Below are 23386 nucleotides of genomic sequence, written 5' to 3'. Positions count from 1 at the left end.
TCGGCTTCCGCTGCGTCCCTATCAGGAAGGGGCTATCCGCGCCGTTGAGACCGCATTGTTCGCCGAACAGCGGTCGATGCTGGTGGCGATGGCGACCGGCACAGGCAAGACCAAGATCGCCATTGCACTGCTCTATCGTCTCCTGTCGGCAAAACGGTTCCGCCGAATCTGTTTCGTCGTGGATCGCAGTGCCCTCGGCATCCAGACCGAAGGCGAGTTCTCGACCACCAAAGTCGTGTCGGGCAAGACCTTTGCCGAGATTTTCGGTCTGAAGGGGCTGGAGGATGTCACGCCAGAATTGGAAACCAAGGTCCACATCTGCACGATTCAGGGGCTGGTCAAGCGGGTGCTGTTCGCCGCCGACACGTCCGAGGCTCTGCCAGTCGATCAGTACGACCTCATGGTATCTGCCCGGTTCGTGATGCGCGTCCGTTTCGGGTCACCACAGACCGCGCAGGGCTCGCGCGTTATCAATCCTCGGCGGATGCTGGAGACGGCCTGCCTTTTAGGTACCGTCTTCGCTCCATGCTAAAAAAGGATCCGGCGTAATTCGGTCGCCTGCGACATAGCTTCGGTGGTCACGCCATACGCGCCGGCACACCTCTGTTAGCTTGAAGGGGCGGCGGATCTGAAAAAACCGCCTGGCCGGCGCATTTTGCCCTTCAAATGTTCATGAGTGCTATTTGCGGTGAGCGAGGCGTCAGCGGCCAAACGCCGAATCGAATTCTTTTTCAGTCCCGTTTCTTGACCTGCGAAATCAGATCCCGATGGCCGTAGCATCCTGTCGTGTCGATTATTTGAAAGCTGCTCACTTCGTCCTTTAATGGCTTAAGGATGGCAAACTGACTGAAGGGCAGTATAACCAGCGGGGCGTTTTGACTTTCAGCGAAGTACGCAGCGAATGGACACACGAGAGACGGTTCAAACTGCTCGCTATGCTGCCAGATCGTCGGGGTATAGTCATCGCCACCGAGGATGCCACCCGGCCGAATTTTGGGGTACGCTTTAACGAGATCGATGGAAATTCCACGCAGCGTGTGATCGCCGTCCACATAACCGAGATCTAGCGAACCGTCTGGAATTCGGTCTATGACCTCCATCGTGGTTCCGCGCAACCGGACACAGCGGTCGCCTCCGATCCGCGTTCGGTTCAATGCTTCTTCATAAACGGCCCGGAACTTTTCATCGTCGACATTCCATGGCTTGTTCCACGTATCCAGATTCCGCCAAGGGTCGATCAGGTAAAACCGTTCAATCGCCGGGCACGCCTTCAATAAGATCTCGGCGAACTCACCCTTCCAAACTCCAAGTTCTAGAATCGTTCGTGCATCGATTTTGTTGACGCATGACGCCCATATGTCGGCGCGGCTGGAAAGGTGCGCGAGTTCAGATATCATAGTGATGTTCTTAGAGATGGTCATTCCCTGACCTGAGATACGAGACCCTGGTTGTCAATCTAAAATTCGTGGGCGAATAAACCTGCAGCCTTTACCAGTTAGGCAGAGCGCAAGCGATTTCGCGAAGTTGTGACCTGCCACTGAACATTCATCCAGCGGCGATTAGAGCCTTGGCCGTTGAGATCCATAGGGCGCCTTTCCGCCCTTGCGGGCAGGTGTTCAGGGATAAGATTTTCGGCTAAGACGGTCGAGGCAGCAGGCTATGCTAGCGTTTTCTTTGCGCGGTATGCAGGCTGGCTAAAATATTCTTACCGACTGGGGTATATAGATGTCTTATAGAGGTTATCGCCAGATCATTGTGCATTGCGGTCTACACAAGACGGGGTCGTCATATCTTCAGCGCTTATTTCTAGCCAATCAGGACGTGCTGCGGAGCAAATCAGTTTACTTCCCGGACTTCCGAAACCCCGAAAATGCGGCGTACCACAAAGGCAACCACAGCATGATCGCGGTTTCATACGATCCGCCTCTTGGCGCGGAGGCAAACCTTTCCAAATTTGTGGACCTCGAATCCGGCTGCGACACGCTGCTGATTTCAGGCGAGGAATTCTGGCGCGTGAAGGATATCCCGGGCTTCATTGCCGGGCTCAAACAGTTCGCCCCACTCGCAGAACTGCGCTTTGTCTTTTATCTACGCCGCTTCGATCATATGATTGAAAGCGTCTACTCACAAACGGTAAAGGATTCGCTTGTCGGGGATATTAGCCGCGCCTGGTATCCATTCGACTATGGCGACATCATAGCCCCGTTCATCGAGGCTATCGGCACAAAGCAAATCATCATCCGCCCTTACAACCGCGCGCTTTGGTTTAATGGCGATCTCGGCGCCGACTTCTTTGCTGCGACCGGCCTCAAAGGCATCCACGGTTCACTGCGACCAGTTGAGCCTGCCAATCAATCGCTATCCAGACAGGAGAGTTTTATGCTCTCATTGATAAAAACACTACGGGGTAAGCAATTGGCCGTGGCGCTTTTGACGCGAAACCCTCTTTCTTCCGACGCCAGCCCGGGGCGATTCTTTCGATCTGCCACAGATAGACAGCGATTTAACGAAACCTTTGTCGACAGCAATCAACCAGTAGCTGATAAGTTTGGCTTGGGCGACATTGCTGTTTTCCTAGACCTCTGGAACTTCAATGACGATCCAGACTGGACACCATTCAAGCCAGATTGGACGGCCATATCTGGCCATCTGGCGATGTTGATCGAGGAAATAGCAGACGCGCTTCCAAAGTGAGAAGTGTCGATAGCAAAAAGTCAGGGCGGTAAAATGAATCTGTTCGAACGTGCCGAAATCAATTTCCGCCACGAAGACGGGCAAGACTACGCAGACATAATCGCAGTCGCAGTCGATGGTGGTAAGGGTAATGTTTAAGGCGGATGGCGGAGGACGCGCCGGTGCTTTCGCGAAGGCCGGTACAATATTAGCGACTGCTGCCGGAGAGTTCCGGGCGGCCGTTTTGAACCCGCAACACAATGGCGAGGAAAAAAGCGCCGTCCTCAAGAGGATGGGCTGACAGCCCCCCCGCCATCCTGACCGGCCCCGGCATGGACTAGTTCCTTTCAAAAGTGCCGGATACAGTGATGCTCGACCCGTCCGCAGCAGGATATGCGTTAGTGTAGTCTGTAATGACCACTTGGTTTGAAGAAGCGCTAATGAAGCCCTGTAGCATCTTGCCGCTGCCGGCATTTGCTTTGCCTGGTACGACAACCTTGTTAAGCCCCGCAGTAAACGGCAGGGTGGGCTTAACATTACCGGCCCCTGTGCCATTTGTAGTAACGGCTACCGTCAGGGTGAATGACCTGACTTGCCAAGTTGCCGATACGCGCCGCTGGCCGAGGAGGTGGTGATCGTGCCGCTACCCCCCAAGATGTGGAAAGCGAACGGTTAACGGGCCTCGGAGATGTACCTATTGTCGCGAGGCGGAACTCTGGAAAATTGCCGACGATCTACGCGCCAATTCGGGGCTCGCGTCGGACGAATACTTTACACCCATGTCTGGCAGCAGGCCATGAATGGCGGAATTGCGGCGGCTGGCAAGGGATGCGGAGACCAGCATGAACAACAAGGTGCCACAGTTGCGTGGTCCACAATGGCATGTGTTCGGACTTGCTCGATGGGCCACAACGAGCATACCGATCAACGCTGCAGTGACTTTTTTTGAGAGGATTCGTGATTAACTGGATCAACAACTCCTCCTTTGAAATCGAAGGTTGTCGCATTGCGCTGGATTGGGCTGCCGGCGGAAGCAAACGTGCGTCCTCCGACCGCGACTTTACAATGATGAAGGGCCGAGATTTTATCGGCCACTACACCGATCTAGAAAAGACCGGGATTGAAAAAGTGCTTGAGTTTGGAGTCTACCAAGGCGGGTCTGTCGTCTTTCTGGATAAATTATTCCACCCGAAAAAACTTTCCGCGATCGAATTGACGCAACAAGCAATCCCTGCGCTCGATAGATACGCCCAGAATTCTGACGGCCGCGTGAGGATTTATTATGGCACGTCTCAAGACGACTCGGAGAAAATCAAAACCATCATTCAGCAAGACTTTGGGGGTCAGGTGGATTTCGTTGTTGATGACGCTTCGCATTGGTACGAATATTCCAAATCGACGTTCCGCACCGTGTTCCCGCATGTGAAACCGGGCGGCTACTATTTCATTGAAGATTGGTCATGGAGCTTCCAGCCGGATTTTCAAAGCCCCTCCAACGGCTGGTTCAATCAAAATTCACTGGCAAATCTCGCGATCGACCTCATGGAAGATATGATCAATTCCGATGTGATCGACAACATCGAGATTTCGCGTCAGATCATAAAGGTCAGGCGGAGCAAAGCGCCTGGCAGGCCAGTGTTCGCGACGACTGCGCGTCGGTCGCGCCAAATGAACTTACTCTGACGTTCGAACGAAACAAATGGTCCTTTCCGACAACACCGGGCCACGACTCCTCAGAGGATCGATTGACGGAGATAATGCCTAAGCGCGGCCCTATGATTGATTGGCATAAATTGACTTTGCTACCATTGCCAACCTTGATGGCTCGAATGGTGCTTGAATACTGACACTGCCAGAACGTTTCTCAGGGAACATAACCGCTGCGGCAAAGCCGCCCCATATCTGGCCCTTGAGACTATCCCAGTCGAAGAGCACGCCCGGAACGAAATCGAAAAAGACTTCGTGAAGGTAGGGACTGTCGGACCAAGGGGCGTCTTTGATGCCATTCCGGACAGTTGGATTGCAGCTGTCGTGCATGAGAATAATGGTCGGTCGAGTTTTTGGGCGATACTCCAGGCAGTTTGTTATGTCGATTCTTACACCCTCTTCGGAATGGTCGCCGTCGATCAATATGAAGTTAATCTCCCTGTCGGACGCATTTATGCCGTCGATTATGAGTGGAAGCGTCGCTTTTGAATCGCCGATGACAAACTCGACATTCGGCAACCCGGGCAAAGACCTGTCGTCAACGTCAAAGGAGTAAACTTGACGGCTAGCGGCAGATATCGGCCGCAGGCTACCCCCCAGGTAGGTGCCTATTTCAATGCTGATGTCGGGCTGAAACCGACTGAGCGCATACGCTAAGGCAACGCGCTCGCTGAGCTGCATGTGCCAGTTCTCGTTCATGGCGGGTTCGAACAAGGCATTCTCTAATGATCGGATCAAAACTTACCCCTTTCAACGCGCTCCGCGAACGGCGGCTAGTTCTTCTGACTTCGCACCCAATCGGCAAAATCCTTAAGTCCGCTCTCAAAGCTGACCTTTGGTGACCAATCAAGCAATTCTCGTGCCCTTGCTATGCTCAACACGTTTGCGGGGACATCGAATTGTCGACCCGGCATATACCGACGGTCTGCGTAGCAGCCTGTTACGGTTTCGATCGAATCGATCAGTTCGTTGAGGCTGCGCCCGCATCCCGAACCGATGTTGAAGACGCGCTCGTCGGTTGTTCGCTCCAGCGCTGCCAACAATGCATCCACTACATCCCGGATGTGAATGTAGTCGCGCACCACAGATCCGTCCCCCCAGATCTCGACCGGTTCCCCGCGCAAAATCTTTCCCAGAAAAACTGCGACAGCACCCTGGCTTGCGTGGACGCGCTGTCCTTCGCCAAATGGGTTTGCCAAGCGCAGCACAGTATAATCCAGCCCGTGAAGGACGAAGAAGAGATGCAAGTATTTTTCTATCGAAAGCTTGGTGATTCCGTATGAGCACACCGGATCCGTCGAATGTGTTTCAAGGATCGGAATCTGTTCCGGCACGCCATACACCGTGCCTCCGGAGGACACGAAAACGATCTTCTTGAGTCCGGACTGGGTGGCACGAGCTAGCAGTCGAACAGTGCTAAGAACGTTGCTCTCAACGTCAAATATGGGGTCAGCATTCGAAGATTTGGGCAGGGTGGTGGACACCAAGTGAAAGCACGCCTGACAGCCTTCCAATGCGCTGGCCACATCGGCCTCACTGACAAGGTCTCCTTCGCGGAGTTCAAACCTGTTATTTTCCAGATGAGATTTACTGAGCGGTTGGGTATTCGGGCGGCCGAAGCAGCGGACGAGGTATCCGCGATTCAGCAACGCCTCGACCAGGTGTGAGCCAATGAAGCCGCGCCCGCCCAAAACCAGGCATCGGTTCGGCTCATCCGAGCAGCGGTCCTTCAGTTGGCTCAATTAGGTTCCCTGACGCTGCCTACCGTTTCAACGCCAACGCGGCTCCTTTCGCCCAGCGTCGGGCTGTTACGCTCGGCCTCGAAAAGTTTAACGTATTGAGAGACCACTGCATCGATGCGACAGCGGCTCGCTGCTGCGGCGACCAAGGCCGATGCATTCAGGTACCTTTGGGGGTCGGAAGCAAAGGCTGCAATATCCTGCGCAGCCCTTTCGACGGGGATCTCCCAATTGTCCAGTTCGATGATGGATCCCGCGACATCGTGATCGACCGTCAACATGTTTCTAATGTCACCAATGTCCGATGCTATGTAGGGCCTTCCAGCAAAAAGGCAGTCTACAATCGTCAGCGGAAAGCTTTCGGATTTAAACTTACTCAGCATAATACCCATATCTGCCGACGCATAGTGGCCAACCGAATTGTTGCTGAATCCTGCCAAATACACAAAATCCGGTGTGCCCACTCGGCAATATTCGTCGTAAACTGGTCCATTCCCCACCAAGATGAGACGAATATCCCGACCCGAAATCGCCCGAGCTGCTGCCACAGCTTCGATCGTTTCTGCCCATCCTTTGTCCGGAATCGCACGGCTCACGCAGCAAAGCACAAATGCATCTTCAGGAATGTTCATCCGTGCTCGAGGGATCGGCACGACGTGGGGGGCCTCGATACCATTGGGTAGCTTCACGAACCGCCCCGACGATTTATCGCAGAGCCCGTGTTTGAAGAAAGGTCCCAGATTCTTCTCGGCGGTATAGACCCAGGTCGTGACCTTCCCGTCTGCGCCCCGGAGTTGCTTATCAGTGGCTTCAAAAGCATCGCCATGCTCGATCATGCCGTGCAGAGACGCAACATGGGCGCGCAATCCGTCAAACACATCCGGAACTCGGAGCGGATACTTCTGCATGTGCCACTGATGCGTGTTCAGCGCCTCGATACCAAATTCGCCAATGAGGTCCCTCACGTCCTCGACGTTGGATGTTTCAATCATCGGCACATCATTTCTGAGCATCCTACGGACACCATCCTGACGTACCGTCAGGCCGCAACTGAAGAAGAGCACAGAATGCCCCTGGCGCTTGAACTCATTGGCCATCCGGATGGGTAGTATCTCCGCTCCTCCCGGGTAGAAGCCCATGGTCGAGATCATAATGTTTAGCGAACGGGTGTTGCGCGCCAGCACAATTGCTTCGTAGTCATACCAGCGCTCGAATTCCTCACTATTTCCATTGGGGACGTGCCAGGAATAAGCTTTCCTACAACTATTCCGGCAGCGATCGAGGACTTCCTCGGGAACATCATACAATGCTGCAACTGCGCGACTTGCAAACCCGACCTCCCGATAGAAAATTTCATGTTTGTAGGTGAGCTCTGCCGCACTCCCGTTGTAGCGGCGGAAAAAATTGAGCGCCTCGGGCCGATAGGCGATCTTTCCGCCACGAAGTATGTGAAGATAGAACACCCAATCGCCAGCAACGCGCATCGACAGCCAGGACTCGTCGTTCAGCAATTGCATATCGAGCGGTCGCTTGAAAACAACGCCACTTGCGTTGGGAATCGTGTTCTTGATGCCCAATGCACTTATAACTTCATGGTGAGCCGTGGCCACGTATGGACTAGCCCATTTATTTCCGCAATCTAGATCCTTCACGTGCGCTTGGAAATCGTCATTGCGATCCAGGGGGGTTTCGTCCCGGTCAACAAAGACGGAATTTCCGTAGGCGAGCAAGACTGCTTCGTCAGCGAAACTAGGGACCAGCAATTCGAGAAAGCTTTTGTCGCAGAAGTCATCGCTTTCAGCTATCCAGACCAGTTCCCCAGTCGCCTGCTTGAGCCCCTTCGCCCATTGGCGGAACGCACCGCCGGAGTTCTTTTCGTTATAGATGGTGCGAGTTATTTCCTCATGCCTAGTTGCATACTCGTCCAACACGGATTGGCTGCGATCGGAGGAGCAGTCGTCGAGGAGGATTACTTCAACGTTCTTGTAGGTTTGTCCGTAGACGCTATCCAAGCGACGGCGAAGGTAGGGCTCGTGATTGTAGTTGGGGACAATCACGGAAACCTTCGGCATCCGCAGTCCCGATTCCAGGTTCAAAAGCGCACGGGTGGTCTCATTCAAACGGCCGAAGCCACCTTTGGTATCCGGCTCAAGATAAAGACCTTCATTCCAGTCATTCCACGCGTTCACAAACACAAAGCGACGATCGTCGCGGTGACCCTTTCTTGTGCTGGCGATGGCCGCGTCGAGCCAACGTCGGTAGTCGCGGATATGAAAGCGTGTGAAGACCAAAGGGCGCAACGAATTCTGCGCCGTATTATCGCGGTCTAATGAGACGGTATGGTAAAGTGGCCGTTCGGAATGCTGCACCATTTCAGTTTGCGCCACGCCGTAGGACGCAACCACGGAGTAAGGAACCGCGCCGACGCCATTCTTCTCCAACGGATAAACCTGATCTGCCTGGTCGGATACTGGAACAGAAGGCAGGTCAAGGGCGGCATCGCCAAAATCTTCGAGCGTCGATCCCTCATCTCCCGTCGATCGGACAATCACGAAGGGAGTCCCGGCGCCCCGCTCGACGAGCAGTTGGCACAATTGAGCCAGGTAGGTGGATGCGCCCAGCCAGCCCTTCGCTACTCTGACAAGGAGGACGGGCCGATCCTCCACGCAGACGTGACGCCGATCTGCAAAGATCCGCGCCAGCGACTTAGCGGCAGGCTCGAGCAAACAGTCCGGTGAAATGACAATTTGCGCGCAGAAGCGGATATCAATCTCGTGGTGCGCGAGGAACTGTCCAATCGGCTGCAGCCGAAGCGCTTTACGGGACGCGACATTCAGATCGAAACAGAAGGCGTGAACCCCATGGCGCGAGGCCATTTGCGCCTGGCCCTTCAAAACCCGCCAATCCAGAGGATCATAATTGTCGAGCTCCTCGCTCGGCACCTTGGGTTGAGTGTGTCCCGTGAAGAGAGGCCGTCCGCTGCGCAAAGCGACCCAATCCGGCGAAGTATAGAACGCAAGTAGCTTGACGTCGGTTTCGACGGGGCCAAACCGGACATCGTCCTCATAGCGTGGCGACATATCTGGCACGGCATCGCGGCTTTCCGATGCCCCCCAAACCACATAGTGCCAGAACGGGTTCATCCCTGCATTGCGAATATCACCGTAGGTCTCCAAGTAGAACCGCGTGCTAAAGTCGTCCGACGGATCGCGCCCTTCACGCCAACCACGCTCGCAGTAGTGCCTGACCAGATCCCGAGGCGCCGGCCGCAAGTCTTGATACATGGCAAGATAGAAAGCCTCGTCGAAGAGACCTGACTCTCTGATAGCTTGCGCCTCGGCATCAATCGCTGCCGCGTCAGGGATAAATTCATCAGCACGCGAGGCGACGGGATCCGCTGTGCTATCGTCCAACAAAATTGGTGCGGCAAACATGGAAACGGCATCATCTCCCGTCGAGATTATCCCAACTCCAAGCGGGCGGCCCTCCTTCTGGCCATGCCGCAGATAGTGAATGAGGGGATTCCGGCCAGCCGCAGCAACATCCGGATGGGCAGAAAGATAACTCGCGGTATTGAACGCGGCAGACGGGTTCCGGTGTTCCTTCCAGCCATGAATTAGGTAATGCGTTGCGGGGTCCAATCGGGCGTCTCTAACGTCCGGATAAGTCTCCAAATAATATTCCGCATCAAAAAGCGAACTCGCGCGAATCCGGCGGGTCGCGGAAGTGAGAATCAGGTCGCGCCGCACCTTGAGAAATTTGCTTACCTTCTTGCCGAAAGACAGCGCGCGCCAGCCAGGCGCCGCCAGCTTGCGGAGAGGCGCAGTTGCGCGCCAGGAACGGGAATGCACGACCTGGGTCAACTCGAACCGAAGCGCCTGAAGCTCTCGGTTCTTTTCGGCTACGGTCTGCTCACGTTCATGCGCGAGAGTGTGAGTTTGTTTTTCGCCCTCAGCAGCGATTTGGCTGAGACGGATGATCTGCGCATCGCGCTCTGAAACAACCAGCGTCAGACTGGCGACGTCCGCGTCTCTGCCGGCGATGGCCCGAGCGAGACTCGCGACTTGTTCGTCGTAGTCCGCTGCGGCCTTCTGCGTATCGACAATGCGCGCATCCCGCTCTGAAATAACCAGGGTGAGCCTGGCGAGTTCCTCTTCCCTGCGGGCGACGACCTGACCGAGGCTCGCAACCTGTTCGTCGTACTCTGCTGCGACCTTATCCAAGTTTGCAATGTGTGCATCGCGCTCTGAAACAACCAGTGTCAGACTGGCGACGTCCGCGTCTCTGCCGGCGATGGCCCGACCGAGGCTCGCAACCTGTTCGTCGTACTCCGCTGCAGCCTTCTCCAGATTTGCGATTCGGGCATCACGCTCCGAAACAACCAGGGTGAGACTGGAGACTTCCTCGTCCCTTTCGGCGATGGCCCGTCTTAGATCGGCAATCTCGCTCTTGTTTTCAGCGGTCGTCCGCATGAGGACCTGGATCCGGGCGGCCCGGTTGCCTAGCTGTTCGTGCCGCGCGCGAATGAGCTTGATGGCCTTGATCGCGACGTTCAACTGTTCCGCGGAGAAGGTCTCTAAGGGTGAAGGAAGTTGGCTGTCGTAGCCGAAGGTATCGAAGTCCTCAGCATACAGCGCACGGATCAACTGCGCACTGCGTTCGGATATGAACTCAGGCAGGTAGGGGATTAGGCTCTCATTCGTTCGCCGCAGTAGAAAAGGGTCCGGCACATCTCCGCCAAGCCATTCTCCCAATGCTTTGCTTAGCTCGCCGGCATTCTCGATTTTCGTCAGTTTGGTGTAGTCGATCAGGTCGGGCCGCAGCAAAGCTGCCTGAGGCGTCCAATGGTGATCCCAAAACGACGGGGCCTCGTTGCTCGCCAAATGTTCCAGAAAACTCTCGAAGGCGGCAACAATATCCCGTCCCTGCTGTATCGGGTGATGGAAAAACTCCGAGTTGATATAAGGTCCAATTTGCAGAGGCTCCCGGACCAGCAGCTTTGACTGCCACGCAGAAAAGATTCTGGTGTAGGGATTCCGGACGACCGCAAAGCGAAAATAAGCACCAGAGGTCAACGCCTCGGACAGGTGCTCAAAGTCCAGCCCTGTAACATGCGGTGCAACTTTGTTAGCTTCATGAACGGCCAGATCCTGATCGCTTTCCGCACTGTCAACGTTCGCTCGCAAAGCTTGGGAATAGCCCTCCAGAGCAGCGAACCACCACTTGAGGGTGGTGCATCCCACCTTGGGGGTACTCACATACAAGAGCTTGCGCCGCTCTGAGAGATAACTGTTCCACCGCAGATGCTCGGCCAACCTTTGATTGCCCGCAAGAAATATGCGCGGGTTCTCCTCGACAATTCGCTGATCCATCACAGGCACATCCAAGATTGCAACGCCCTACACAGCTTCGTCTAAATTCTGTGCACCATCAATACGCCAAAGCAAGCAACTGAGCACAGGTGGAGAACTCTCGTTCGTCTTTAAGTACGACGAGTTTATTGGCAAAGGCCATGCTTCTCTGGGACCGGATCCCCGCCGCGCTCACATGTGACAACGATCTGACCCCTCTTAGAAGAAATTCCTGCGGACATCAACCGCACGTATGGTGGACAGTGACAATATAACGCCGTGCCACCGGTGAGGTCTGCTCGAAGGGAGATAGATACCGGCCAACACAGAGTTCCGTTTGTGTCGGGGTGGTGTGCTTTGACGCCTCAATAAAACATCCGAGAGAGCTTGCCACTTAGTGCGACGAGAACGGGGTTGCCACACTACCCGCTTGCTTCTGACGCACGGTCAGCGCGGACTGGGCATTACCTCAAACGTCCCCGGCAGCGCTTACTTCCAGCCGCCATAGAGTTGCTCCGAGATGTCGTCGAGTGGTCTTTCGGACTGTATTTGCAGCGCCTCCTAGCATGGCGGGCACCGACACTCACACGACATATCCTTCTGCGCGCAGAACTGCCATTGCTTGGTCGACGCTGCCGAAGACACCTCGAAACACGGTGGCTCCGAATAGGCCGGATGATCCATTGCCACGATCGAGCCAAAGAGCGGAGGCGCAGCGGGTCCGGGGGTCTTCCTGTCTGGAAAGTCCAACCGCACCCACCAGCAGCCGGTGTGGCTTCTAGCAGCAAATAATTGGTTTCCGTAAGCAGGCCTCGGACTTCATTGAAGCAGCGCCCAACACCACATTGTGAATCGGCGTGCAAAATTGGACGCCGATCGGGGGTCAGTTTTGGGCCGTTTGACAGGGCTAGGCCGAAGTGCGATTTGCCTGCGCGGCGATCGCATTTCGCAGTTCGGCTATTGAATACGGAGGACTCCGGCGATGCACGACGTGGTGACAGTTTGCGCAGAGCGGCACCAAATCGCGAATCGGATCGACCTGATATGCTTCGCCGATCTCCGAGAGCGGCGTTATATGGTGAACGTGGATTAGATCGGCGCCGATCGAACCATACCTGTCCTCATAGCTAAGGTCACATGCCTGGCATCTGGAGCCGAAGTGCTTGATACACTCGTTTCGAGCTACAGCGTTGCGTTCGTACTTCGTGAGTTCAACCGATTTTAGCTCACCTTCGATTAGAATGCCGGTCGGGATGCCAAGGCCGCTATCGGTCGGCGTAGCGGGAGGTGCGCGTCCAATCACGAAATCCCCCGCGACTCCAGTGACGTGCATCTCCCAGATACCCAACTGACCGATGGAAAGGCTGGATTCCGGCGGGACGGGATGCAACTCCGATGCCATCTCTCCTGTCACCGGGTCGCGCCATAAGCGGCGCATGTCGCGATTTCGCTCATGGAGATACCATGCCGGCCACTCGCCAAGTTGGTATGCCCAAGATTCCGCACGAGCGTGACACCTGCGCGCGATGGCCAAGCATTCCGAAGCGGGTGGAACTGCTATTGAGATCCGGAAGTTGGGGCCTGGCTGATCTGTGGGTGGTCTCAGATATGCGTAATTCTTTGTCTGCTTGACCAGCGTCCATCCCCGCCTGGGAAGAATCACGCTCAGCGTGAGGGAAGCTCCGAACCGATAGGTGTTCGGTCCATATTTCTTTGGTGCCTTCCCACTGGCACTGAACTCGATCACTTCAATCGGCCAGCCTATAGGGGTGTGAGAACGTGCCGCCGGTTCATCGAGTTCCCGGGTTTCCGCGTCATCTTTGGCTACTATCCGTTCCCCTAGGAGCAGAGGATATTTAACCGCTTTTTTCGAAACAAGCGCTGCTTCCGAATTCTACTGACAAGTTTCGCCGGACGGCAGCTATCTGCCCCCAATCCATCGCTGCAAACAGCCCGATCGAGGCCTTTGAGGTTCTAGAGCTTCAAGTCGACTGCCCGGCGCGTAGCGGGCGACGGTGCGATATTTGAGGTCTCCGCGTCGCCCGCCGATCGACCCAAAAGAGTTACATTCGCCAGCTTTTCAACCGTTCATACCTGCCCGCGTAAAGCATCTTTCCCTTTTTGAGCCCAGCGAACTCGTGCGCGTTCGGCGTCCTCGCTTTGGAGCTTCTCCGCGATCCAAAGCATCGCGCCATAGATGATGGCGCGATCATCATTGGTCAGCTCGACGATGCCTGCCTTGACGACGAGACCGCCGAGTTCGATCAGGTGTCGGGTGCGTTTGCGGCGCTCCACCTGCCAGGTGCGCATGTCATTGCGAGCCAGAATCGCTTGGAGGCGATTGCGGACTGCCCGGTTGCGCTGGAGCGCTACGCCTGTTGCTTCCAGATGCCTGAGCAGTTCGCCGGTGCCGGCTCTCGAAAAACATCACCCCACGCTTGGCCCATGCCTCACGCTTTCCGCTATCTTTCGTTTCAGCGATGGCGACCAGCGCGCCGGCCAGTTCGTCGGTGCCGAGCTGATCGGCGCCGGTGGCGATCACCAGCTCGCCAAGTTGCTGCACCTTTCGCGTTTTGAGTTCCCGCGCTTTTTCTTCCAGCGCCTTCAGTTCGGCGTCGAAGTCTCGTGGTTGTCTAATCGCTCTCATCTGGTCAACTCCATTTCTAGTCGGGCGATGGATTGCACCGCCGCAGGTTGGAACGAAGAATGGGCATGCCCGCAGTGGCCGCTTTCGCGCGAGTCATAGGCGAGTGCCGGGAGCAGGGTTGTCTCCGCGATCGGCATTTGGCCGTCGCATTATGGGTCTTCGCAGGCGAGGCCTTCCTGTGTTTGCGCCGCAGTCTCCGGAGAGCTGCAATCACGAGAACGGAATGGTCTGACCCACGTCCCGGCAGGGACGCCTCGGCGCGCTAGAATGACGACGCGCTGAGAGTGTAGAGCTGGGTTGCCTAGGCTAGGCGCTGGCCCCAGCCGATCGGTTGAAAGCTTCTCCTGACTTAAGCATCGCGTGCATGATGACTGACAGTTTACGCGCCACCGCGATCGCTGCGCGCTTGAAGCCCAGGCGCTCACGTAGCTGGAGTCCCCAGGTCTTGAGGCTGCTCTCGTTCTTGGCGCCGGTTCGGGTGAGGATCACCAGCGCTGCTTCATAGAGCAAGCTGCGCAGGCGTTTGTCACCTCGTCGTGAGATGTGGCCGTCATAGTCGACCTCACCGGACTGGTAACGCCGTGTGGTCAGGCCCAGCCAAGCGCCCACCGCGCGTGACTTGCGGAAATTGTCGGGGTCCTCAATCGCTGCGACATAGGAAATAGCCGTCACCGCACCAATGCCGGGGACGGTCATCAGCAACTGAGCCCGCTGACTTTTGCGCACCGTCGCAAGTAGCTGACGATCGAGATCGGCCGCGCGCTTGCGAACGTCGCGCCAGGCTTCGAGCAGCGGCAGCATGATCCGAGCCAGACCTTCTTCGCCGTCCAGAAGGTTCCGGACATTGTTTTCGAACGCGCCTCCTTTGCCCCGCGGAACGATGAGCCCAAACGTCTTCATTGTTCCGCGTATCTGGTTGCCAAGTTGCGTCGAGATGAGGATGAATTGATTGCGTGCCGCCACCAGCGTGCGGATCAACATCGTGTCGTACGACTTGACTCGGACCGCTTTGAAGAAGCCCGCTTCGGCAAGCCGGGCTAACCCATCCGCGTCATTGGCATCGGTCTTGTTGAGCGTTTCGCTCAGCACCTTCTGCGCATGGCGCGCTTCGATGCAGATCGCAGGCAGACCTTTAGCCGCCAACGTGTGATAGAACCAAGTTGCCAATGGCCCAGTCTCGAAGACGACGCGGCTGGCGTGCGGTGCATGCTTGCGGATCACTTGCGCCAGTATCTGAGGGTCAGAAGGACATTTTCCACGCCAAATCCGCTCACCATCCTGGCGGATCGAAATTGCGGTGTCCTTCAAGGAAACATCAAGGCCGACATACTGCTCCATGGTTGCTCTCCGTCCGATATTTGGGCCCGGCGCCAATCGTGAGCCCGCTTCCGATTCTATCGAGGAGCAACCGCCTTCACCATCCGCCGTCCCGACGGAATAGATCGTGAGTCGCGCCGCGATTAGCCCATGTTTGCGCATGGCTGTCTCCATCGATTGTCGATGCAGCGATGATAGGGGAGCGCCTGCCGGAAGGCTTCCATGTTGCCGAGACAGCCCGGGACGGGCTGGTCCATCCCGAGATTTTTTCGAGGGAGGGCGCGCTTATACGTCGTGCCGACGTGCGCTTTGACGTGCAAATGATCTGGTCGCGATGGCAATCTATCATCTTCACGTCAAGGTCATTGGCCGCAAGGCCGGCTCCAGCGCCGTGGCGTCTGCCGCCTACCGCTCGGCTTCGCGGTTGCGCGACGAGCGGATCGAACGCAGCCACGACTTCTTCGCCAAGCGCGGTGTCGTCCATTCCGAGGTGATGTTGCCGGAGGATGCACCGAAGGCTTGGCGCGATCGCGAGAGGCTTTGGAACGATGTCGAGGCGTTCGAGGTGCGCAAGGACGCGCAGCTTGCCCGAGAAGTGGAGTTTGCCCTCCCGCGCGAACTCAGCCAGGCGCAAGGCACCGAGTTGGCGCGCGACTTCGTGCAGTCGGAGTTCGTCAGCCAGGGCATGGTCGCCGATCTCAATGTGCATTGGGACAGGGCAGAGGACGGCAGTCCAAAACCGCATGCCCATGTCATGCTCGCCATGCGGTCCGTGGATGAGAACGGTTTCGGGGCAAAGGTGCGCGACTGGAACCGCACCGAACTGGTCGAGCGCTGGCGCGAGCGATGGGCGGAACTGGCCAATGAACGCCTGGCCGAACTCGACATCGACGCCCGCATCGATCATCGCAGTCTGGAAGCGCAGGGCATTGCCTTGGAGCCGCAGACCCAGATCGGTGCGCCGGCCCAACGCATTGAGGACAGCGGCCTCGATGCTGCCGGCATTGAAGCCGATCGCGCCGAACTGCACCGCGAGATCGCGCGCAACAATGGCGTGCGCATCATTGCGAATCCATCCTTGGCGCTGGATGCAATCACACATCAGCAATCGACATTCACCCGCCGCGACATGGCGAAGTTCGCGCATCGGCACAGCGATGGGCTCGAGCAGTTCGAACAGGTAACGGGCGCGATCGGCAGCGCGCCTGATCTGGTCGAACTCGGCAAGGACAGACGCGGCGATGACCGATTCACCACCCGGCAAATGATCGATACCGAACAGCGCCTGCATCGCGCAGCGGAACGCATGGCCAGAGATGAGCGCCATGCGGTGAATGATCAGCATCGCAATGCTGCTCTGGCACACGCCAAGAAGCGCGGGCTTGTTCTGTCAGGCGAGCAGGCCGATGCACTGGATCACATCACCGACGGCCGCGGTCTTGGTGTCGTGGTTGGTTTTGCCGGCACGGGGAAGAGCGCGATGCTCGGCGTTGCACGCCAGGCATGGGCGGCAGCGGGCTATGAGGTTAAAGGCGCCGCACTCTCCGGCATTGCCGCAGAGAATCTCGAAGGCGGATCAGGCATTGCCTCGCGCACCATCGCCAGCATGGAACACGGCTGGGGACAGGGCCGCGATTTGCTCACCGCGCGCGATGTCCTGGTGATCGACGAAGCAGGCATGGTCGGCACGCGCCAGTTGGAGCGCGTGCTCTTCCATGCGGCGGACGTTGGCGCAAAGGTCGTGCTGGTCGGTGATCCGCAGCAGTTGCAGGCGATCGAGGCCGGCGCTGCATTCCGCTCCATCCATGAGCGTCACGGCGGCGTCGAGATCGGCCAGGTGCGCCGGCAGCGCGAGGACTGGCAGCGAGACGCCACGCGCGATCTGGCAACCGGCAGGATCGGCGCTGCAATCAGCGCCTACGACGCGCAAGGCATGGTGCATCAGGCTGCAACGCGCAATGAGGCGCGAGCTGAACTCGTCGACTGCTGGGATCGCGACAGGCAGGCGCATCCAGAGGCAAGCCGGATCATCCTCACCCATACAAACGACGAAGTACGCGCGCTCAACCAGGCAGCGCGCGAGCGCATGCGCGCTTCTGGAGATCTCGGCGACGAGGTTCAGGTGAATGTCGAATGCGGTGCAAGAAACTTTGCCAGCGGCGACCGCGTCATGTTCCTGCGCAACGAGCGTGGGCTCGGCGTCAAGAACGGCACGCTTGGTATGATCGAAGAGGTCAGCACGCAGAGCATGACGGTGCGCACCGACGACGGCAGGTCGGTGCGCTTCGATCTGAAAGACTACGCCCACTTTGACCACGGCTATGCCGCGACCGTCCACAAGGCGCAGGGCATGACGGTTGACCGCACCCATGTGCTGGCGACGCCGGGCATGGACGCACACGGGAGCTACGTTGCGCTATCGCGGCATCGAGACGGGATGGACCTGCATTACGGCGGCGATGACTTCGCCACACAGGATCGGCTGGTTCGCACGTTGTCACGCGACCGCGCCAAGGACATGGCGTCGGACTACGAGCAGATCGACCCAGCGCAGAGCTATGCAGAGCGGCGCGGAATCACTTTCCGCGAGCGCGTGGTCGAGATTGTGCGCCGGATTGTTCCGGAAAAGCTCCGCGACCGGATCGACGGGCTGCTGGACGGGTTGCGCTCACCCGGAGACCCCGAGCCCGGGCGGGAGCGTGCTCGCAGGCCGGGAAGAGAAGCTCCCGGTAGGGGAGCGCGGCGCGACACGGATATGCCGATGGACCCGGAAGCGGCGTTGCGGCGCGCTCGCACGAACGCGCTTGTGCGCCATGCGCGCGCGATCGATGTTATCATGCACACCGGAAACGCGGACGGGCAGAGTAGTCCCGAGCAGATGCCCGAATTGCGAGATGCCCGCAGCGCTTTCGAGAAGGTTCGGCCCCATGGCTGGCGCGATGCCGAAGCGGCATACGTCAAGAACCCTGAACTGGTTCGTGAAGCGGCGGCCGGCCGGGTCAACCGCATTGTCCTGGCTCTCCAGCTTGAAACGGAAATCCGCACCGGACTGAACACCGATCCGAGCGTCCGCGCCGACCGTTTTTTGGAACGCTGGCAACAGCTCGACCGAACGAGCCAGCACCAATACCGGGTCGGCGACATGTCCGGTTACAAGTCAACCCGCTCGGCCATGTCCGACATGGCCAAAAGCCTCGAACGCGATCCTCAACTGGAATCCCTCCTTGCCAACCGCAAACGCGATCTTGGCATTCATACAGATTCCGGCCGTAGCCTCGCTACGGAACTCGCATTCAGCCACGGCATCGGCAGAGGCCGTGGCATTGGAATCTGAACACGTCCGATTCGCCGCCGTTTCCACGCCGGGGCAAGACAACCCGGAAACCCCTCTTGCGCGCCCGTAAGTGTCTGTCCTCTCTGGATCAGGAGCAATCAGAACCAACCAGCAAGAGGCAGTGCGACCATGCCTGAACCCGACCGGATCATCCGCCTGAAAACCGTCCTTTTCCGGACCGGCCTGTCTCGGTCCACGATCTATCGCAAGATCGCCGAAGGCACCTTTCCACGCCAGATACAGATCAGTATCCACGGTGCAGGCTGGCACGAATCCGACATCAGTCGCTGGATCACCAATCCCCTCTCGTGGCGTCCGCAAGACCAGGGCGACAAGTTGTGATGAGAGTGATGCACAACTGCGCGGAAAGCTGGGCTTCATCGAGACGCAGCGGTCACGGCGGCGAGGCAATTGCTTGAACCCATGTGGACCATGTCCATTAGGATCATCGCCGAGGCGAACGAACACGGCAAACCAGAAGCGATAGTCGGCCTCGCGCCCATTTCAAGATGGGTTACTCAAGCAGGGCAACTTGGGATCGAACCGCATACAACTGGCCGCTCATCTGCTTTCCCAGCCCGCGCCGGATCGGTGGCCGCCCCTGAGACTGACACAGCAAGCGTTCAGCGCAGCGGCCGAGACAGCGGCCACCGATCAGGCCTACTTCGAGGCAGACTGCTTCCTCACCGCCTATGAGGGGCTGTCAACTAACGGTTGCCCAATCGATCTGGCAATCGTCGCCGGATCGATATCTATGGTGGCGGCGAGGTCATCCAGCACAGATCGGATATGCGGCCAGGGGAAATCGTCTGGATGTTCCCAGTGCTCACCGTCACGCAGGATGACCTTGAGCTTGGCAAATATGCCTTCGATGGACGTGGCCGCTGTCTGCGGTAGATCATCCAGAAGTGCGCTTTCGGCTGTTTCCGATTGCCGGATCAGTTCGTCTGTTCTCGAATAGCCGATCTCAGCATCAGCAGCGTCCCAGCGCGACTGGTGCGCCGCGAAATCCGCGAGCGCCCTGCCCCATTCGACTTCGTTTTCAGGAGAGTAGGCATCGTTCAAGCACTCGATGGAATGGAGTGTCACGTCCGTACCATCGGCAAGCCGCACCTTGGCGCAGGGAAAGCCGACCGTCCTGGCGAGGTATGTCTCCAACCGCTGCTGTTCGCGGCACAGCGCCAGTGTCTCATCGTGGATCTTTTGCCAGTTCCCACACAGACGAAGAGCAGGATCGGCCGCACTGCTGCCGTCCGTCAGTTCGGCGGCCCGCGACTTTACCTGGAAAGGCCATGCCAGTGCGGCCGTCGCCGTGCCCGCCAGCAAGCGCCGCCGGGTGACGAACGACAAACTCATGCTATTGTCGGAATCAGGCATGATCCGAGCTCCCTGAAGCTTAGGTTGTGGTCAGGCCGGAGTGGGTGTTCGAGCACCTTCCGGCCGTCTTTTGTGGGTTGATAGACTACAGGTCGGAACGTGGACGGGCAACAGAAATCATCACCCTGTGATGAAATACATCCTGTCCAGTGCAGGATGGCGAGGGCGGCGCTTGGCTGGGGAGTGCGTGAATTGGCCGAAGCAGCGCAAGTTGCCACGCAAACGATTACTCGTCTGGAACAAGGCGATCGCCTCAAATCCAAAACGCTTCAAGCGGTACGTGCCGCCTTTGAGGCGGCAGGAGTCGAATTCATAGCAGAAAACGGCGGAGGCCCTGGTGTGCGCTTGGCCAAGCGAAATTAGAGGCGGCGGGCAGTGTGGGCCGGGCCTCGCTTGATTGGCAGTCGCGATTGGTAGAAAGAACAGGTCAGCGGACGGATTTAGAGAGACTTCGCTGACATTCCGCATACGATATCGCCGACCTTGCGAATAGGATGAGAAGCATCGGCATCAACCACACCAACGCCGGCATCCCCTTGGCGTATTGTTAAGTTGTCTTGGCTAGATATTTTTGGCCCTGCCCGCTTCGAAGAGCTTGAGCGGCAAGACAATGTCATCCGCAATTCCGACAAAGTACCATCGAAGCCAGCTGGCATTTGGTCCGTTAGACGAGCTTTCGCCTATTCGTTTGCTTGGGGAATTTCTGCGGCCTTTGTCGGAGCTATATTTGGCAGTGCGACGACGTATTTTTTCCAACCCGGAACGTTCGCGCTGGCGACTGCTGCTTCCTTGGGAACAGCAATCCTTCTTTGGGCGACACTTGCATTGAAAGGGTGGGAAATACAAACTTGGAGCGGCGTCAGCCTTACGGAACGAGTGAACGCGTGGTGGTTCCGGGGCCTCTATTGGATTGGCACAATGCTAGTCGTCATGGCCGCAATTTGGGGCGTACGCTGACTGACGCGCCCGCCAGAATCCATCTTGATACGTGTCCTTATTGTTTTGGCTGATATTCCCTTATACGAACGAAGTGCAGCAGGGAGTTAGAAAGTGATCGACCTGACAGAATCGGACAACGAGATGATCAGCCTCACCGCAGACATCGTCTCTGCATATGTTAGCAACAATCCCCTCCCCGCCGCCGGTCTTCCGGACTTGATTGCCTCAGTACATTCGTCCCTGTCTGGCATCGGCCATCCAGTATCGGCCGAACAGGCCAAACAGGATCCTGCGGTCAATCCTAAGCGCTCGGTATTTCCCGACTACCTCATCTGCCTTGAGGATGGGAAGAAATTCAAATCGCTGAAGCGGCACCTGGCGACCGATTATGGTCTGACGCCGGACGAATACCGCGTCAAATGGGGTTTGAAGGCCGATTATCCAATGGTGGCGCCGAACTACGCCGCTCAGAGATCAGCGTTGGCTAAGGCGTCGGGCCTTGGGCGGAAGCCGAGTACGAAGCCGGTAAAGAAGGCTTCGAAAAAATCGCGCTAGCTTTGTTTGTTGGACAGTTCTTGCGTCCCCCGGCCCGTAGCGGCACCTCGCAGCCACTTCTCGGGTTGTTCCGGCATACGCTGAAATGAGGAGTACGTGCTTGGCATTCTGCTTGGACCGATATTCATCGAACTGCGGCATGATCTGGCGCATCATCACATGCTGGGATGCTCGTCCATCTCCTACGTGATGGAGACGAGCCTGACGCCCTTCCCGACAATCCATACGACGCGGCGGAAGTCAGGGTAACGCAGCGCCCACCAAGCCGATCGGCACGATCTCAGCGCCACCGCTGACAATTCCGACCAATCGATCAGCCCAAAGGGCGAGTGCTTCTCGCTTTTCTCTCATGTAATCGTAGCGAGCATAAACGCGGCTAGTGATGCTAGCCTTCGTCGCGCTTACGTGATTCAAAACGTGGCCTATGACGAAAGGCGAGATGCCGAGTTCTTCCATATGCGTTGCCGCCGACCTACGAAGGTCGTGTGAGGTCCAAGGCTCAACGCCCAAGATCGTCGCTTTACCGCGCTTCATGATCTCTTCACGCTTGATCGCCTTGGCGATCGCGGCACCGGTCACAGGCGCATAGGCTCCAGGTCCAGGGAAGACAAATGCGGGCATGGCCCTGCCCTTACGCTCGGCAAGCGCTTTCACGTCGGCAAGTTGGTCGCGAATGATCATAGCGGCGATTGGCGATAGAGGGACCGCATGCTCGCGTTTGTTCTTTGAACGTACAGATGGAATAGTCCACACCGACCTGTCGAGATCGAGTTCGCCAACTGTCATCCCGCAGATCTCGCCTACCCGCTGCGCGGTGACAAGACACAAGCGGATGACGCGCCTCGTCGACTCCCGCATATCAGCGTGTGCCAAGGCTCCCCACATAGATCCGATTTCGTCGGGTGATAGCACACGATCGCGCTCAACTGTCTCGGTGGGCTTGCGCATGCCCTCGACGAGGTTCTGATCAAGGTCGCCCCTGCCTCTAGCCCATCGGATCATGGCGCGGACATCTTCGAAGAGCCTGTTCGCCTCAACGTCGGCGCCCCGGTCCTTCAGGGCGTCGATCGCTTTCGTAATATCGCGGCGATGCAGCTCGGAAAGCTTGACGTCGCCAATGCACCCCACGGAACTCTTCTCCAACTTCCCGCCGTCGGCGTTCCGGCCGGAAACATTCTTGCGAAGGCGGCGGGCGATCTCGTCGCCCGAGCGCTTGGTCGAGGCGTGACGCTTGATGTAGTTGTCGACCAAGTCGGCCACGGTCTGGGAAGCGGCCTGCGCCTTCTTGTCGGCGACCGGGTCGCCTCCATCCCCCACCTCGGCGCGCGCATCCCGCGCGCGCTGGCGGGCTCCCCTGTCACCACCAAGCGATACATCCGGATAGGAGCCGAGTTTCAGCCATTGGCGTTTCGCCGGCGGGCCATAGACTAGATACCAGGACTTCGTTCCGCCTGCCGACGCACGCAAGACGAGCCCTTTTACGAGCGTGTCAAAGTAGTCCACCTTTCGGCCAGATGTCGCCTTCGCAGACTGGCAAAGTTTGTCCGTAAGTTCGATCTGCGGCATCCGCACCTCGACCAACCGGTTCGCGTGATCTACACAATGATCTACATAAACCCGCGCGCTTTGTCGAGATGTGATGCGACGATTTGAGACACAAAGGAGAAATAAATTATTTGAATTACAAAGGCTTGCAATGTTTCAGGCTGTCGCAAGACGACGCAGAGAAACTCAATAGAAAACCTCT

General features: G+C 57.3%; 17 protein-coding genes. 7 read left to right on the top strand and 10 right to left on the bottom strand.

Annotation, left to right across the window (positions count from 1 at the left end):
• Positions 1-55 precede the first annotated feature (55 nt).
• Positions 56-532 (top strand): DEAD/DEAH box helicase family protein, encoded by a 477-nt coding sequence (locus AC56QQ_RS16325; protein ID WP_497128623.1) that lies wholly within the window; start codon positions 56-58, stop codon positions 530-532.
• Positions 533-731: 199 nt separating this feature from the next.
• Here the strand turns inward: AC56QQ_RS16325 and AC56QQ_RS16320 are convergent, their stop codons facing one another.
• Positions 732-1397, bottom strand: a complete 666-nt coding sequence (locus AC56QQ_RS16320; RefSeq protein WP_497128620.1) for a class I SAM-dependent methyltransferase — start codon at positions 1395-1397, stop codon at positions 732-734.
• Positions 1398-1899: 502 nt separating this feature from the next.
• On the opposite strand from AC56QQ_RS16320, the gene AC56QQ_RS16315 reads away from it, so the two are divergent.
• Entirely contained in the window at positions 1900-2694 is a 795-nt protein-coding gene (locus tag AC56QQ_RS16315) for a hypothetical protein (RefSeq protein WP_497128618.1), read from the top strand.
• A 936-nt stretch (positions 2695-3630) separates the two neighbouring features.
• On the top strand, positions 3631-4356 hold the full coding sequence (locus AC56QQ_RS16310) for a class I SAM-dependent methyltransferase (RefSeq protein WP_497128615.1): 726 nt from the start codon (positions 3631-3633) through the stop codon (positions 4354-4356).
• 90 nt (positions 4357-4446) lie between these two features.
• On the opposite strand, the gene AC56QQ_RS16305 is transcribed toward AC56QQ_RS16310, so the two are convergent.
• The 7 genes from AC56QQ_RS16305 to AC56QQ_RS16275 all read right to left on the bottom strand — a co-directional run bounded on the left by AC56QQ_RS16305 (position 4447) and on the right by AC56QQ_RS16275 (position 15455).
• Positions 4447-5094 (bottom strand): class I SAM-dependent methyltransferase, encoded by a 648-nt coding sequence (locus tag AC56QQ_RS16305; protein WP_497128612.1) that lies wholly within the window; start codon positions 5092-5094, stop codon positions 4447-4449.
• Positions 5095-5153: 59 nt separating this feature from the next.
• Complete coding sequence (locus AC56QQ_RS16300) at positions 5154-6122, bottom strand: NAD-dependent epimerase/dehydratase family protein (RefSeq protein WP_497128609.1); 969 nt, start codon at positions 6120-6122, stop codon at positions 5154-5156.
• Entirely contained in the window at positions 6119-11491 is a 5373-nt protein-coding gene (locus tag AC56QQ_RS16295) for a glycoside hydrolase family 99-like domain-containing protein (RefSeq protein ID WP_497128606.1), read from the bottom strand. The genes AC56QQ_RS16300 and AC56QQ_RS16295 overlap by 4 nt, the downstream gene beginning before the upstream one ends.
• Positions 11492-12377: 886 nt before the next feature.
• A complete protein-coding gene (locus AC56QQ_RS16290; RefSeq protein WP_497128603.1) occupies positions 12378-12872 on the bottom strand; it encodes an HNH endonuclease in 495 nt (164 codons plus the stop codon).
• Positions 12873-13558: 686 nt separating this feature from the next.
• Positions 13559-13780, bottom strand: a complete 222-nt coding sequence (locus AC56QQ_RS16285) for a conjugal transfer protein TraD (protein ID WP_497128599.1) — start codon at positions 13778-13780, stop codon at positions 13559-13561.
• 1 nt (position 13781) lies between these two features.
• A complete protein-coding gene (locus tag AC56QQ_RS16280) occupies positions 13782-14108 on the bottom strand; it encodes a conjugal transfer protein TraD (RefSeq protein WP_497129031.1) in 327 nt (108 codons plus the stop codon).
• A gap of 315 nt (positions 14109-14423) precedes the next feature.
• Positions 14424-15455 carry an IS110 family RNA-guided transposase gene (locus tag AC56QQ_RS16275; protein ID WP_497123285.1) on the bottom strand — a complete coding sequence of 344 codons (1032 nt, stop codon included), beginning with the start codon at positions 15453-15455 and terminating at the stop codon, positions 14424-14426.
• Between the two features lie 313 nt (positions 15456-15768).
• Here AC56QQ_RS16275 and traA point away from each other — a divergent pair, with 313 nt between their 5' ends.
• The gene (traA, locus tag AC56QQ_RS16270; protein ID WP_497128596.1) at positions 15769-18768 is read left to right on the top strand and encodes a Ti-type conjugative transfer relaxase TraA; all 3000 of its coding nucleotides are present in this window, start codon (positions 15769-15771) and stop codon (positions 18766-18768) included.
• Positions 18769-18897: 129 nt separating this feature from the next.
• Complete coding sequence (locus AC56QQ_RS16265) at positions 18898-19110, top strand: helix-turn-helix transcriptional regulator (protein ID WP_140623337.1); 213 nt, start codon at positions 18898-18900, stop codon at positions 19108-19110.
• A 348-nt stretch (positions 19111-19458) separates the two neighbouring features.
• Here AC56QQ_RS16265 and AC56QQ_RS16260 read toward each other — a convergent pair whose 3' ends face one another.
• Positions 19459-20145 (bottom strand): hypothetical protein, encoded by a 687-nt coding sequence (locus AC56QQ_RS16260; RefSeq protein ID WP_497128592.1) that lies wholly within the window; start codon positions 20143-20145, stop codon positions 19459-19461.
• 156 nt (positions 20146-20301) lie between these two features.
• Here AC56QQ_RS16260 and AC56QQ_RS16255 point away from each other — a divergent pair, with 156 nt between their 5' ends.
• Positions 20302-20508: a helix-turn-helix domain-containing protein gene (locus AC56QQ_RS16255; RefSeq protein WP_497129029.1), complete on the top strand. Its 207-nt coding sequence runs from the start codon at positions 20302-20304 to the stop codon at positions 20506-20508.
• A 717-nt stretch (positions 20509-21225) separates the two neighbouring features.
• A complete protein-coding gene (locus tag AC56QQ_RS16250; RefSeq protein ID WP_497129027.1) occupies positions 21226-21639 on the top strand; it encodes a Ros/MucR family transcriptional regulator in 414 nt (137 codons plus the stop codon).
• A 240-nt stretch (positions 21640-21879) separates the two neighbouring features.
• Here the strand turns inward: AC56QQ_RS16250 and AC56QQ_RS16245 are convergent, their stop codons facing one another.
• Positions 21880-23205 carry a tyrosine-type recombinase/integrase gene (locus AC56QQ_RS16245; RefSeq protein ID WP_497128589.1) on the bottom strand — a complete coding sequence of 442 codons (1326 nt, stop codon included), beginning with the start codon at positions 23203-23205 and terminating at the stop codon, positions 21880-21882.
• Positions 23206-23386 lie beyond the last annotated feature (181 nt).

Source organism: Mesorhizobium sp. RCAM 05099 (genome assembly GCF_059683685.1).
This window is presented reverse-complemented; position numbering and strand designations above follow the sequence as displayed.